This is a genomic window from Pseudarthrobacter sp. NPDC092419 (assembly GCF_044755045.1).
Classification (GTDB): Bacteria; Actinomycetota; Actinomycetes; order Actinomycetales; family Micrococcaceae; genus Arthrobacter.
The window spans coordinates 427,716-441,385 of the sequence record NZ_JBIVQF010000002.1; the positions used below are offsets into that span (position 1 = coordinate 427,716).

A 13,670-nucleotide genomic window follows, 5' to 3' on the forward strand; every position below is an offset into this window, starting at 1 on the left:
GTCTGCCCTGAATTCTACTGGGGACGGGCAGCGGTTACCGGTGCCCTGCCGGGCAGGCCCGCGGTGAGCTCGGCCAGGACGTCCGCCGCGTTCCGGTGCCGGAGCAGCGGTGCCGCCTGCCCGGCCCACAGGGACATCCGGTCCGTGCTGCCCTGCGCGGCGGCCTCGGCCCGGAACCGTCCGGTGAGCCAGTTCTGCACGGGGAAGGGCGCGATCTGATCTTCCGCGACGCTGCGGGTCACCGTGTTGGGAATGCCGCGCGCCAGGCGTCCGCTCATGGCGCGGGTCAGGACTGTCTGCGCGGCGGCCGGGCTGTGCAGCAGGTCGCGGTAGGCGGGAACGGCGGCTGACTCCGCGGTGGCCAGGAAAGCGGTACCCACCTGCACGCCGTCGGCCCCGAGCGCAAGGGCGGCGGCCACACCCCGGCGGTCCGCGACACCCCCGGCGGCGATCACCGGGATGCGGACGGCGTCCGCCACCTGCGGTACGAGCGCGAACGTGCCCACCAGCGACTCCTCCGCAGGCGCCAGGAACGAGACGCGGTGCCCGCCGGATTCCGCCCCGCTTGCCACCACGGCATCCACGCCGCCGGCCTCCAGCGCTACCGCCTCCGCCACTGTGGTGGCGGTGCCAAGCACCTTGGTGCCCTGCCGGTGTGCGGCCTCCACCACCTCGGGGGAGGGGGCGCCAAAAACAAAGCTGACGACGGCGGGACGGGCTTCCAGCGCGGCTTCCACCTGCCCGGCGTAGTCGGCCATGAAGCGGTCGGGCAGCTGCGGCAGCGGGAGGCCGAGTTCGTCGAAGAAAGGCTTGAGGGCGGTGGCGTAGCGGTCGAAGTCGGCCTGGGGCAGGGATGTGGTTTCGGTGCCGGTTGGTACCCAGAGGTTCAGGGCGAACGGCCGTCCGGTAGCTGCGTGCAGTTCGGCGGCCGTGCGCCGGATGGCCTCCCCGTCGTAGCCGTACAGGCCAAAGGAACCCAGCCCGCCGCCGTCGCTCACGGCAGCGGTCAACCGGACGGAGGAGACGCCGCCGAACGGCCCCAGCACCACCGGAACGTCGATTCCCAGGAGGGCGGCGAGCCGGCTGGGGCGTGCTGCGGGAAGGGGCGCGGCAGTCATTGGGTGCTCCTGTGTCGGGGTCGGCGTTAGACTGCCACGGTAACTGCCAGGCGATCGTGAGGAGAAGTTCATGAACTACACCGGAAGCCAGTCAGAACGGGCCGTGGCCGCAGGGGAGCTGGACCGCAGCCACATCGGCCAGACGGTCAGCTTCCAGGCCAACGAGTTCACCGTTGTCTTTGGCCGGATCGCAGGCATTGCGCGCACCGAAGCCATGGTGTACCTGTCCATGGACGGGGTGGCCGGCGGCACGCACCTGAAGGATGAATACGATCTGCCGGTCGGCCAGGACGTATACCTGCAGGTGGATGTGATTACCAATGCCGAATCAACCATCAAGGACCTGTTCGGCAAGGTCCAGGAAAACCTGCGCGGTGCAACCCACAAGCCCGGGGACCGTCCGGAGGGGTCTCCTTCTTAACATTTCCCTTCGTGGGTGAGGCGCCTCGAGGCCTTGCCATAAGGGGTCCGGAAGTGTGACTGGACAAAAAGGTTGTTGAACAATATCTTGCGCAGATTGTTCAACAACCTGTATCGTCTCTCAAGGACGATCATTGTGACACCAGTCACCCAAAGTAACGGACGGACCCATGGCAGACACCGGCACAAAACTGAACCTGAGCTCCTCAGCCCGGCGGACGGCTCTTCTGGGAGCCATGTTCCTCATGGCCACCAGCGCCATCGGGCCGGGCTTCATCACGCAGACCACTGTCTTCACGGCTCAGATCGGCGCCGCTTTTGCGTTCGCGATCCTGGCCTCGATCCTCATCGACATCGCGGTCCAGATGAACGTCTGGCGCGTCATCGGCGTCACCGGACTCCGGGCACAGGAGCTCGGCAATAAGGTGATTCCCGGCGTCGGCTGGTTCCTGGCCGGCCTGGTGTTCCTGGGCGGCGTGGTCTTCAACATCGGCAACATCGCCGGTACCGGCCTGGGTGCCAACGCCATGCTGGGTGTTGACCCCAAGGTTGGCGGCATTGCCTCCGCTGTGGTGGCCATCCTCATCTTCCTCAGCAAGAAGGCCGGTATGGCACTGGACCGCATCGTGGTGATGCTCGGTGCAGTCATGATTCTGCTGATGATCTACGTAGCCATCGTTGCTGCTCCTCCGGTAGGCGAGGCACTGAAGAACACCTTCCTCCCCGAGACCGTCGACTTCCTGATCATCACCACCCTGGTGGGCGGCACCGTGGGTGGCTATATCACCTACGCGGGCGCGCACCGCATGCTGGACTCCGGCGCAACGGGCATCGAGCACGTCAAGGAAATCACCCGCAGCTCCGTGCTGGGCATCATCGTCACCGGCATCATGCGCGTCCTGCTGTTCCTGGCGATCCTGGGCGTCGTTGCGGGCGGAACGGTTCTCTCCAGCAACAACATGGCGGCTGAAGCCTTCGGCGCGGCCGCCGGCGAAATCGGCATCCGCCTCTTCGGCATCGTCCTCTGGGCCGCAGCCGTCACCTCGGTCATCGGCGCCGCGTTCACGTCGGTCTCCTTCATCACGTCCTCCAGGACCCCGGAGCGCAAACGCAACCTCATCACCGTGGCGTTCATCGCCGGCTGCGCCATCGTCTACATGTTCCTGGGCCAGGCCCCGCAGCAGCTGCTGATCTTCGCCGGTGCGTTCAACGGACTGATCCTGCCGGTCGGGTTCGGTGTCCTCCTCTGGGTGGCCTGGCGCCGCCGCGACCTGATGCACGGCTACGCCTACCCGAAGTGGCTGCTCATCGTCGGCGTCGTTACCTGGCTGCTGACCCTGTTCCTGGGCTGGAACTCCGTGATGGGCCTCGCGAAGCTGTGGGCATGACGCACCGCGCAACAGCACAGCCCGCCGCGGCGCGCGAAGCGTTCCGCGGCGGACTGGTTGAGCCCACCGCAGGCTGGTCCCGGGGGTTTGCACAGGCGAACGTCCTGTCATTGCCGCGGGAGAATGCTTTCGATTTCCTGCTGTTCGCCCAGCGGAACCCCAAGCCCTGCCCCATCCTGGGCGTACTCGAGCCCGGGCAGGCTACCGGGCCGCTGCTGGCCGGAGGGGACATCCGCACGGACGTGCCCAAGTACACGGTGTACCGGGACGGCGAGAAGGTGGACGAGCCCACGGACATCCGGGACTACTGGCGCGATGACCTGGTCACTTTCCTGATTGGCTGCTCTTTCACCTTTGAGGCCGCCCTGCAGGACGGCGGGATCTCCATCGCCCACATCGACCAAGGCGTCAACGTCCCCATGTACCGCACCAACCGGGAATGCGCTCCCGCCGGCTCAATGTCCGGGCCCATGGTGGTCTCAATGCGGCCGATTCCCGCCGCCCAGGTGGCGGACGCAGTCCGGATCACCTCCCGGTATCCGGCCGTCCACGGCGCGCCGGTGCACGTGGGGAATCCGGAAGAGCTGGGTATCAGTGACCTGTCCCGCCCCGACTTTGGCGACGCCGTTCAGGTTCCCGCCGGACATATCCCCGTGTTCTGGGCGTGCGGTGTGACGCCCCAGGCCGCTGTCATGCAGTCGCGGCCGCCGCTGGCCATCGGTCACGCCCCGGGGCACATGCTCATCACGGACGCCCGGGACAGCGAGTACCTCATCCCCTGAGGGCGCGTGGACCGGCGTCCGTGCTGCATAATCGGGGCTGTGACTATCGCTTCCCTGATTGCCTTCGCGGGGCTGTGCCTCGTTCTGTCCCTGACGCCGGGTCCGGACACGTTCCTGGTGCTCCGCATCGCGTTGAACCGGCCCAGTGCGGGCGTGGCGGCGGCGGCGGGTTCCGCGGGCGCCGCCATAGTGTGGGCCGCCCTGGTGGGAGTGGGCTTGGCCGCGCTGCTGGAACAGTCCGCGGAACTCTTCCGCTGGCTCAAGATCGCGGGCGGGCTCTACCTCCTGTACCTCGGGATTTCCTCGTTCATGAGGTCCCGCCGGGCCGCCAAGAGCGGACTGGCCAGCGGGGGCGGGGACACCCCGCTTCCCTACAGCAGGCTGTCAGCGCTCGGCGCAGGCGCACTGTCTACGCTGCTGAACCCCAAGGTGGGCCTGTTCTACCTCGCCGTGGTGCCGCAATTCATCCCGCACGGCGGTGACACGATGGGCACGTCCCTGGTCCTCGGCGTCGTCGTGGCGCTGATTGCCTTCGCCTACCTGTCGGTGGTCGCCGTGGTGGCGTTCAAGGCGATGCGCTGGCTGAAGCGGCCCAAGGTCAACACTGTCATCGAGCGCACGAGCAGCGGAATCATCGCCGCGCTGGGCCTTGGCGTGGTGGCTTCAGGCGCGACCAGTTAATCTGTACCCCTGCGATCCTCTCTCATGTGCGAGAGGGTTTGGGATTTTCGTGCGTCAGGTGAGAGAGGGTTGGAGGTGCCCCAGCAGCTCGGCCTCGGCTGCGTCCAGGTACTCACGGAGCTCCTGCGCTGCCTTCTCGTTCTCGCCCGCCCGCAGTCTCTTGACCAGCTGGACGTTGCGGTCCACGTAATGGCTGTGGAAGTCCGGGGCGGAGGACATGGCATAGAAGACCAGGCGCATCTCGGCCAGCACCCGGTCCATCAGGGTCTGTAGCGTGTGGCTTCCGGTCAGCCCCACAACTTCCCGGTGGAAAGCCTGGTTGGCATCGGCCATATCCGTCACGGACCCCGCGTCGCGTGCGGCCTGCGCGCGCTGCACCACGGCCTCCATGGCGTCCAGAGTTTCCGGGGACGGCGAACTCCACAGCACCGCCGCAGGCTCGATCGCGCGGCGGACGCGGTAGATTTCGCGGACTTCCTCTATCCCGGGGGAGGAGACGAAGACGCCGCGGTTGGGGATGCGGCGCACGATCGACTCGCCGGCCAGCGTGGTGAAGGCCTGCCGGAGGGTGTTCCGGGACACGCCCAGGGCGGTGGAGAGCGCCTGTTCGGAGAGCTTGGACCCCGGTGTCAGTTCACCGGCCGCAATCCGGTTACGCAGCACGGATGCAACCCACGCCGTAGTGTGCGCGTGCTCGGCCATGCCGTCCAATTTGGCACCGTCCAACACTGTATCCATAGCCTTTCCCCCAACTTCCCCGGACCCTAAATCTTAACCGACCGTCCCCAGCACTTCGCCGCGCGCCACGGCAGCGCCGGGCTCCTGCGGTCCGCGGCTGAACGTGCCCGCCTCGCCGGCGGACACCACGGTTTCCATCTTCATCGCCTCGAGCACCGCAACCGGCTGCCCGGCGCCTACCTCGGCGCCGTCGTCGGCCAGCCACTTCACCAGGTTGCCGCCCATCGGAGCGGTCACCGCGCCGTCAGCAGCAGCCGTCCCCGTAACGGCGGAGTGCTCGACGGCGGCGCCCCCGCCGTGCATGAGAGCGTTGAAGACTTTCGCGGGGAGACCCAGCTGCACGGCCTTTCCGTCCAGCTCCACCGTGAGTGTCTCGCGCTTGGCCAGGGGGCCTTCCACGCCGCTTTCGAGGGCGGCGGCCAGGCGGGTGGCAAAGGCCGACTCGATCCACGTGGTGTACACGCCCAGCCGGCCCGCGGCGGTGAAATCGCCGTCCCGGACCACGGCGCGGTGAAACGGGACCACCGTGGGGACGCCTTCGATGCGGAGCTCGTCCAGTGCTGCCCGTGCCCGGCGCAGGGCCTGGGCGCGGTCCGCGCCGTGGACGATCAGCTTGGCCATCAGGGAGTCGTACTCGGACGGGATCACGGAGCCGGATCGGACGCCCGAATCAACGCGGATGCCGGCGCCGGTGGGGGCTTCGAACACGTCCACCGGGCCGGGGGAGGGCAGGAAGCCGCGACCGGCGTCCTCGGCGTTGAGGCGGAACTCGAAGGCGTGGCCCACGGGCGCCGGATCCTCCGTGACGGACACCGGCAAGCCGGCCGCGATGCGGAACTGTTCGCGGACCAGGTCGATCCCGGAGGTTTCCTCCGTGACCGGGTGCTCCACCTGCAGCCGGGTGTTGACCTCAAGGAACGAGATCACGCCGTCCGGCGCCACCAGGTACTCCACAGTCCCGGCGCCGGTGTAGCCGGCTTCCCGGCAGATGTCCCGGGCGGACTCGTGGATGCGGCTGCGCTGCTCGTCCGTCAGGAATGGTGCGGGTGCCTCTTCAACCAGCTTCTGGTTGCGGCGCTGCAGCGAGCAGTCACGCGTGCCCACCACCACCACGTTGCCGTGCGTATCAGCCAGCACCTGGGCCTCGACGTGCCGGGGCTTGTCCAGGAACCGCTCCACGAAGCACTCGCCGCGGCCGAACGCCACGGTGGCCTCACGGACGGCCGAATCGAACGCGTCCTCGATGTCCTCGAGCCGGTAGGCGATCTTCAAGCCACGGCCGCCGCCGCCGAACGCCGCCTTGATGGCCACCGGCACGCCGAACTCCTCGGCGAACGCGCGCACCTCGGAGGCATCCGCCACAGGGCCGTCGGAGCCGGGGACCAGCGGCGCGCCGGCGCGGACCGCGATTTCGCGGGCCGTGACCTTGTTGCCCAGGCTTCGGATGGCTTCCGGCGACGGGCCCACCCAGGTCAGTCCGGCGTCGAGCACTGCCTGCGCAAAGTCCGCGTTCTCCGAGAGGAAACCGTAGCCGGGGTGGACGGCGTCGGCGCCGGCGCGGGCGGCGACGGCCAGCAGCTTTTCGATGTTCAGGTACGTGTCGGAGCTGGCCGAGCCGTCCAGCGCGTAGGCCTCGTCGCTGAGGCGCACGTGCAGCGCGTCGGCGTCGGGGTCCGAGTAGACAGCCACGGAAGCCAGCTCTGCGTCGGCGCAGGCGCGGGCGATCCGGACAGCAATTTCACCGCGGTTGGCGATCAGCACTTTTTTCATGGGGGCTTCTTTCACAGGCTCGGAGCGGAGGTCAGGGGCTGCAGCGTTTCGGGGTCGACGGCAACAAACCGGAGCGGAGTGCCGGGCGGAAGCTGCGCCGCTGCGGGCAGGTCCTCCGGAATGACGGCACCGATCACCGGGTAGCCGCCGGTCACCGGATGGTCGGCAAGGAACAGGACGGGAAGGCCCGACGGCGGCACCTGCAGTGAGCCGGCCACCACGCCTTCGCTGGGCAGTTCCTCGGTCCGGGACCGTTCCAGCGCGGCCCCCGTTCCGGTGGTGCCGAGGCGGACGCCGATCCGGTTGGACTCCGGGGTCACGGACCAGGTCTGGGCGGTGAGGGCTTCGCGTGATTCCGGGGTGAACCAGTCGTCGCGGGGGCCGGTGGTGATCCGCAGGACCACGGGCTGGTCGGTGCCCGCGGCGAGGTCGGCTGGAAGCGTGGACGGCTCGGGGTCGCCCACGATCCGGCCGCGGTCCACCTCTCCCACAGGGAGCACGGTTCCATCGGCCAGGGGCTCCGGGCCGATGCCGGACATGAGGTCCGTGGACCGGCTGCCCAGGGCTGCGGGGACGTTGATCCCGCCGCGGACTGCCAGGTAGGTGCGCAGACCGGCGGTAGGCCGGTCCAGGCGCAGGAACTCGCCGTCGTGCAGGGCGAACGGTGCGTACATCGGGACGGGGCGGGTGCCGTGCTTGCCCTCGATCTCCGCCGGGGCCGGTGCGCCGCTCAGGGCTGCAGTCAGCTCGCCGCGCGCCCTGACGGTAAGCCCGCCGAAGACGTTTTCAATCACCGCGTCGCCGGGCGGGTTCCCGGCCAGTCGGTTGGCCTGCCGGGCGCTGGCGGTGTCTGCGGCGCCGGCGGCGGAGACGCCCAGGTCGCGGTAGCCGGCCCTGCCCAAGTCCTGGATGAGGGACTGGGGGCCGGGAATGACCACTTCGAGGGCCGGGCCGGCGTGCTCTTCCGGCTCATCCGGGGACTGCACGTCTTTGGCCGGTTCGGCGAGTTCCACGAGTTCGCGGACGGCCACGTACTGGACGGTCCGGCCAGGCCGGACCAGCGCAGGCTGGTCACGGTCCAGGTCCCACATCCGGGCGGCGGTGCGGCCGATCAGCTGCCAGCCGCCGGGGGAGCTGCGCGGGTAGACCGCGGAGAAGTTTCCGGCCAGGGCCACGGACCCTGCAGGCACGGACGTGCGCGGGCTGCTGCGGCGCGGGACGTTCAGGGAATCGTTCTCGCCCACCAGGTAGGCGAAGCCCGGGGCGAAGCCGCCAAACGCGGCGGTCCACAGCTGACCGGTGTGGGCTGCCACCACGCCGTCAGCGCCCAGGCCGGTGATGCGGCCCACCTCGGCGAGGTCCTCGCCGTCGTACACCACCTCGATCCGCACCGGATCGGCTGAGGAGGCCCCACCGGTGGAGGGGGTGCTGTCCAAAAGCGCGACGGCGGCGCGTGCCGCCTGCGCGTTGGCGCGGGAATCGAACACGGCCAGGACGGTCCGCGCGGCTGCGAGGACGTCCACCTGGCCGGCGGGCGGGTGTTCCAGCAGCTGCGCATGGAGGGCCAGCACGTGTTCCAGGGAGTCGAGCTCGATGAGCAGTGCGCGGGGTCCGGCCCAGCGGATGTCCGGGGAACTCACACGAAGCTCCGGATGGTGACACCGGCGGCCTCGAGTTCGCGCCGGACGGCGGCGGACATGGAGACCGCGCCGGCGGTGTCGCCGTGCAGGCAAATGCTTTCGGCGGAGGTGCGGATCACGGAGCCATCGCTGGCCACGATGGTGCCCTCCGTGGCCAGGCGGACCATGTTGGCGGCAACAGCGTCTTCGTCGTGGAGGACGGCGCCCGGTTCCCTGCGGGACACCAGGGTGCCGTCAGGGTTGTAGGCGCGGTCCGCGAAGGCCTCCGCCACGCCGCGCAGCCCGGCTGCCTCCGCGGTGGTGAGGGCGACGGAGCCCGGGAGGAGCAGGAGGGGCAGGTCCCCGCCGAAGGCCTTGACGGCGTCGACCACGGCCCGGGCGTGCACCTGGTGGGTGACGATGGCGTTGTAGAGCGCGCCGTGGGGCTTGACGTAGCGGATTTGTCCGCCGGCTGCCCGGGCCAGGGCGTCCAGGGCACCGAGCTGGTAGAGGACGTCGTCGGCGAGTTCGGTGGCGGAGCAGTCCAGGAAGCGGCGGCCGAAACCGGCCAGGTCCCGGTAGCCCACGTGGGCTCCGATGGTGATGCCTGCCGCTACGGCGTCGCGGCAGGTCTGGGCGATGGTGGAGGGATCCCCGGCGTGGAAGCCGCAGGCCACGTTGGCGCTCGAGACCGAACGGAACATGGCGGCGTCGTCGCCCATCGTCCAGTTGCCGAACGATTCCCCGACGTCGCTGTTGAGGTCAATGAAGGCCATGGTGATTCCCGTCTCCTTTTAAGTGGTCTCCCTAGGATGCACGAGAATCTCAGATTGTTCAACAATTTCTCCTGGCACCTCCCATCCCCACCCCTCCGCAAGATGGCACTTCGCAGCAGTGTTTATCCCCAATCCTGCTGTTAAATGCCATCTCGCGGGGCGCCAGGCGTTGCCGGTGAAGGGCCGCTCTGCCATTCTGTGGGTACGGGGAGAGTCCGGTATCCAGCGACAGGACAGGACCATGCCTCTTTATCTCTCAAAGTTCAGCTACACACCGGAGACGTGATCGCGGCTCATCGACCACCCGGAGGACAGACGGAAGGCAGCGCAGGCCTATATCGAGTCGGTAGGCGGGAAGCTCCACGGATTCTGGTACGGCTTTGGCGCCCATGACGGCTACAACCTGTGGGAGGCGCCCGACAACGTCTCCATGGCCGCCGTCGCTCTGGCGATCAGCGGGGGAGGTGCCTTAAGCTCTTTCGACACCACCGTGCTGCTGACCGTCGAGGAGACGATGGAGGCGCTTCGGATGGCCGGCGGCATCAAATACCGGCCGCCGGGTTCGGCGTAAGGGTGGATGGACTGCACCCGGTCCGGGACTAAAAGACGGACCAGCCTGTCTGTTCGCAGAGGTCGGCCAGGGCTGCCGTGCCCGCCAGCGAATTGCCCTTGGCATCGAGGCGGGGGCTCCAGACGCAAATGGTGCAGACGCCGGGTACCACCACCAGGATCCCGCCGCCCACGCCGCTCTTGCCTGGCAGGCCCACGCGGTAGGCAAATTCACCGGCGGCGTCGTACATTCCACACGTCAGCATGATGGAGCCGATCCTCTTGGCCTGGCTGCGGGACAATACCGCCCCTCGGCTGCCCTGGCCGTCCCGGGCCAGGAACAAGGCGGCCCTGGCAAGGTCGGAGCAGGTCATCATGATGGAGCACTGGCGTACGTAGTTTTCCACTACGGATTCGGCCGGCGCGGCGAGGTTGCCGAAGTCCTTGAGGAAATGGGCCAGGGCGAGGTTGCGGCTGCTGCGGGCGAGCTCACCCGCGGCAGCCGCCTCGTCGATGTACGGTGTTCCGCTTCCGCTCCCGGGCTCTGCAGCTCCCGCCTGTTCCGTGAGGAACCGCAGGACCTGCGCTGCGGCATCAGACGTTACCTGCATCAGGTGGTCAGTCACGACCAGAGCGCCCGCATTGATAAACGGGTTCCGGGGAATGCCCAGTTCCGCCTCCAGTTGCACCAGCGAGTTGAAGGACGTGCCGGACGGTTCTCGAAGGACCCGCTGCCACAGCGCCTCCGGGTTGCCGCCCTGGAGGGCCAAAGCCAAGGTGAAAACCTTGGAGATGCTTTGGATGGAGAAGGCCACGCCGGCGTCCCCGGAGCTGAACACATCGCCGGAAGTGGTGGCCACGGCGATTCCGAACCTGTCGTAGGGGATGGTGGACAGGAAGGGGATGTTCGCGGGGGTGTGGCCGCCTTCCTGGCGCGGCCTGTGCGTGCGGACGATGTCATCGAGCAAGGGGCCAAGGGGCGGGGCGTCGAGTGTGGTGGTCATGGGTTGCCTTCGTTCTTAGGGTGCTTTGCGGCCCATTCCTCCAAATGGAGCAGGGTAACCAGGGCGTCACGCGGGTTGCCGAAGTCCAGTCCGGTGGAACGGGCGGCCTTGCTGACGCGGTAGTACACGGTGTTTTTATGGAGGGCCAGCCGGCGTGCAGCTTCTGCCACGTCCAGGCACGCATCAAAGTAGGACTGCAAAGTCACTGCCAGTTCACGGTCGGTGGCCAGCAGCGCCGCAAGCTTGCGGTGGCGGAAAGGCGAGGACCTGAAGTTTGCCGCCGCCTCGCGGAAAAGGACTTCTCCTTCGAACCCGTCCAGCGTGGCCACCCTGGTGTGCTCGGCGGGCCCCGCGCAGGCCAGCAGGGCTTCGGCGGTCGACGTGACCGAGTGGAGGGCGGTCAGTTCGGAGACCAAGGGACTGATCGCGGCAAAGGGGTGAATGCCCAGGTGACGTCCCGCGTCCCTGATGATGGCTTCGGCCAGCGCGCGCAGCCCAGCCTCCGCGCCGGCGGTTTGCAGGCCCGGGACGATCACGGCTGTCCCGCCCTTGTACTGCCCGACGACGGCGGAGGCCTTGTACGCGGCGGCGTGGATGGATGCGAGGTTGGCAAGTTCGCCGTGCTTGAGCGCTGCGTCGTCGGCCTGCGATTCAGGTCCAGGCAGGCCGAGCAGGAGGAGGGCAGCGGGTCGGTCCGCCGGAATCTTTTCGCTGCGGGCGCTCGCAGCGGCCTCGGCCGGACCCGAGAGCAGCCGTGCGATGCGGTCCTCCTGCATATGCACCGACTGCTGGTTGCGGTAACGGATCAGCTCGGCGGAGGCCCTGGCGGCGGCGCCGCTGAGCACGTACCCGATATCCGGTCCGAACCCTTCGCCGGTTTCCTGCAGCCAGATGTAGCCCATGATGCGTTCACCCGCGAACAGTGCCACGGCCATACGTTCGCGGAGCCCGTCCTGTGGCCGTGCCGGAACCCGAACCGGCCCCCGGGCACGGTGAAGTTCCCGGTAGGCGCCGAGGTCCTTGAGCAGCAGTTCGTACTTGCGCGGACCCCGCCGGGCCAGGATGGAGGCTTTGCGGAGCTCGTCGATGTCGTTCGTGACGGTGGAATAGGCCAGGACTTTGTTGGCGGCGTCCTCGATGACCACGTGGCTGGAGGTGAGCCGGGCGGTAGTCTGCGCAATGGCGAACAGGTCCTCCTCAAGGAGGGTCAGGACTTCGCTCTGGTAGGTGCGGGGCTGGATCCTGTCCTTGGCGATCGACAGCAGCCGGTCCCAGTCCGCGCCGGGATCCACCAGGAGCAGACCGGTCCCGGCAGCCCGAAGCAGTTCCTCGGCATCCACGAAATCCTCGCGGGCTCCCTTGATCGCCACTACGGGCGGCGGATTATCCAAGAGCCGGCGCAGGGCGGGCAGGGCTGCGCGGCCGCGTACTCCGATGAGCAGGACGAAGGCCGAGTCCGCATCCGTGGGCCCGTCGTCGGAGTCAAGTATCAGGAACCGGTCGATAGCCGACTCCGGCAGTGTCGGCCGCAGGGTCAGGCTGGCGAAACCCACCGGGAGGTCCGACAGGATATCGTCCACGGTCAGCGCGCCCATGAGCTCCCTTTAGCGTCGATCAGCCGGACGCCTCTGTCCGGTCACCATATGGTATCGAGCTCACAGGGCCTTAAACATGGAATCCGGCCCAATCGGATCGGCCGTTCTTTGGCTGGCGTTCCGAAGGGCCGGGGATTCCATGTGGTTGCCTCACATCGAAGGCGCAATTGGTGGCATCCAAAGACTGGGGACATCCCATGTCCTGTACGCTAGCGAAAGGGCGTTCACCGCCGAACGCGGTTACGAGGAGATGATGTGGCAACAGCGCCGGCAGCGGTTTCGCCCGCCAGGTTTAGTGCACAAGTCCGGTCGCAGGCGCTCCAGACGCGGATCATGAACCTCATCCTGGAACGCGGCCTGGACGTCGGTGATGCTCTCCCCACGGAGAGTGAACTTTCCTCCGAGCTGGGCGTGGGCCGCAACACCGTCCGCGAGTCCCTGAAAGTCCTCCAGGCGCTCGGTGTGATTGAGATCCGCCACGGATTCGGCATGTTCGTCGCCCCCAACAACTTCAACGCCCTCGTCTCCGGCCTGACGTTCCGCGGCCGACTCTCCCTGCGCCACAAGGGCGAGGAAGCCATGGAACTCATCGACGTCCGGCAGGCCCTCGAATCGGGCCTCATCGGTTTGGCGATCGACCTCCTCACCGAAGAACACCTGTCGGACCTAAAGGAGACCATGGAGGCAATGCAGGCGGCCGCCACGCAGGGCGGGCTCCTGGCCGAGCACGACGCCGAATTCCACCGCCGCCTCTACGCTCCCCTTAACAACGAGGTGCTGATCAACCTTCTGGACGTCTTTTGGAAGGTTTACCGCCAGATCGACGAGGCACTGGGCTCCGGCCCCGTGAACCTCGAGGAACAGGTGCAGACCCACCGGGACATCTACGAGGCGGTGTCCAACCGGGACAAGGAGCTCGCCTCAGAACGGCTGCAGCGCCACTTCGCCGGCATCCGCAGCAAACTCAAGGATGCTGCGGCACACTGATGGGGCTGTCTTAGCCGTGGAGCTTTCGGTAGGCCGCAGCCGCTGCGGGATGGAAAGGAAGCCCGGCTGTATTAATCAGGGTTTCCCTGCTGAGGAATTGGACGCCTTGGCTGGAGCCGGGAATGAGTTCCTGAGCATGGTTGACCAGCAGAGGAGAACGCTCACGGGTCGCGTACGACGCCAAATAGATCATTTTCGGGGTTAGTTGAAGAATTCGGCTCTGATCTTTTCAACTATGGAGTA

13 protein-coding genes and 1 pseudogene are annotated in these 13,670 nt (G+C 67.6%); 6 read left to right on the forward strand and 8 right to left on the reverse strand.

Annotated features, from left to right (window positions below; translation table 11 throughout):
* Positions 1–14: 14 nt before the first annotated feature.
* Complete coding sequence (locus tag ACIQC0_RS05405; protein WP_400533161.1) at positions 15–1,118, reverse strand: NAD(P)H-dependent flavin oxidoreductase; 1,104 nt, start codon at positions 1,116–1,118, stop codon at positions 15–17.
* 70 nt (positions 1,119–1,188) lie between these two features.
* Here ACIQC0_RS05405 and ACIQC0_RS05410 point away from each other — a divergent pair, with 70 nt between their 5' ends.
* From ACIQC0_RS05410 to ACIQC0_RS05425, 4 genes are all read left to right on the forward strand, one after another.
* A complete protein-coding gene (locus ACIQC0_RS05410; RefSeq protein ID WP_400533163.1) occupies positions 1,189–1,539 on the forward strand; it encodes a hypothetical protein in 351 nt (116 codons plus the stop codon).
* A gap of 169 nt (positions 1,540–1,708) precedes the next feature.
* Entirely contained in the window at positions 1,709–2,926 is a 1,218-nt protein-coding gene (locus ACIQC0_RS05415; RefSeq protein WP_377216680.1) for an NRAMP family divalent metal transporter, read from the forward strand.
* The gene (locus ACIQC0_RS05420) at positions 2,923–3,708 is read left to right on the forward strand and encodes a putative hydro-lyase (RefSeq protein WP_400533165.1); all 786 of its coding nucleotides are present in this window, start codon (positions 2,923–2,925) and stop codon (positions 3,706–3,708) included. The genes ACIQC0_RS05415 and ACIQC0_RS05420 overlap by 4 nt, the downstream gene beginning before the upstream one ends.
* A gap of 39 nt (positions 3,709–3,747) precedes the next feature.
* Positions 3,748–4,389 carry a LysE family translocator gene (locus ACIQC0_RS05425; RefSeq protein WP_400533167.1) on the forward strand — a complete coding sequence of 214 codons (642 nt, stop codon included), beginning with the start codon at positions 3,748–3,750 and terminating at the stop codon, positions 4,387–4,389.
* A gap of 54 nt (positions 4,390–4,443) precedes the next feature.
* Here ACIQC0_RS05425 and ACIQC0_RS05430 read toward each other — a convergent pair whose 3' ends face one another.
* The 4 genes from ACIQC0_RS05430 to ACIQC0_RS05445 are packed head-to-tail and all read right to left on the reverse strand — an operon-like array spanning position 4,444 to position 9,292.
* The gene (locus ACIQC0_RS05430; RefSeq protein ID WP_400533169.1) at positions 4,444–5,127 is read right to left on the reverse strand and encodes a GntR family transcriptional regulator; all 684 of its coding nucleotides are present in this window, start codon (positions 5,125–5,127) and stop codon (positions 4,444–4,446) included.
* A 33-nt stretch (positions 5,128–5,160) separates the two neighbouring features.
* Positions 5,161–6,897, reverse strand: coding sequence for an acetyl/propionyl/methylcrotonyl-CoA carboxylase subunit alpha (locus ACIQC0_RS05435; RefSeq protein ID WP_400533171.1), 1,737 nt, complete (start codon positions 6,895–6,897; stop codon positions 5,161–5,163).
* An 11-nt stretch (positions 6,898–6,908) separates the two neighbouring features.
* Positions 6,909–8,537 (reverse strand): 5-oxoprolinase/urea amidolyase family protein, encoded by a 1,629-nt coding sequence (locus ACIQC0_RS05440; RefSeq protein WP_400533173.1) that lies wholly within the window; start codon positions 8,535–8,537, stop codon positions 6,909–6,911.
* The gene (locus ACIQC0_RS05445) at positions 8,534–9,292 is read right to left on the reverse strand and encodes a LamB/YcsF family protein (protein WP_400533175.1); all 759 of its coding nucleotides are present in this window, start codon (positions 9,290–9,292) and stop codon (positions 8,534–8,536) included. The genes ACIQC0_RS05440 and ACIQC0_RS05445 overlap by 4 nt, the downstream gene beginning before the upstream one ends.
* 295 nt (positions 9,293–9,587) lie before the next feature.
* Between ACIQC0_RS05445 and ACIQC0_RS05450 the strand changes: the two genes are divergently transcribed.
* Positions 9,588–9,863 carry a GYD domain-containing protein gene (locus ACIQC0_RS05450; protein ID WP_400533291.1) on the forward strand — a complete coding sequence of 92 codons (276 nt, stop codon included), beginning with the start codon at positions 9,588–9,590 and terminating at the stop codon, positions 9,861–9,863.
* Positions 9,864–9,891: 28 nt separating this feature from the next.
* Here the strand turns inward: ACIQC0_RS05450 and ACIQC0_RS05455 are convergent, their stop codons facing one another.
* Both ACIQC0_RS05455 and ACIQC0_RS05460 read right to left on the reverse strand, forming a co-directional pair.
* A complete protein-coding gene (locus tag ACIQC0_RS05455) occupies positions 9,892–10,845 on the reverse strand; it encodes a glutaminase (protein WP_400533177.1) in 954 nt (317 codons plus the stop codon).
* A complete protein-coding gene (locus tag ACIQC0_RS05460; protein ID WP_400533179.1) occupies positions 10,842–12,440 on the reverse strand; it encodes a PucR family transcriptional regulator in 1,599 nt (532 codons plus the stop codon). The genes ACIQC0_RS05455 and ACIQC0_RS05460 overlap by 4 nt, the downstream gene beginning before the upstream one ends.
* 255 nt (positions 12,441–12,695) lie before the next feature.
* Here ACIQC0_RS05460 and ACIQC0_RS05465 point away from each other — a divergent pair, with 255 nt between their 5' ends.
* Positions 12,696–13,427, forward strand: coding sequence for a FadR/GntR family transcriptional regulator (locus tag ACIQC0_RS05465; protein WP_400533181.1), 732 nt, complete (start codon positions 12,696–12,698; stop codon positions 13,425–13,427).
* 10 nt (positions 13,428–13,437) lie between these two features.
* Here ACIQC0_RS05465 and ACIQC0_RS05470 read toward each other — a convergent pair.
* Positions 13,438–13,584 (reverse strand): annotated as a pseudogene (locus ACIQC0_RS05470) (C4-dicarboxylate ABC transporter substrate-binding protein); the annotation flags it as partial.
* Between the last annotated feature and the right edge of the window lie 86 nt (positions 13,585–13,670).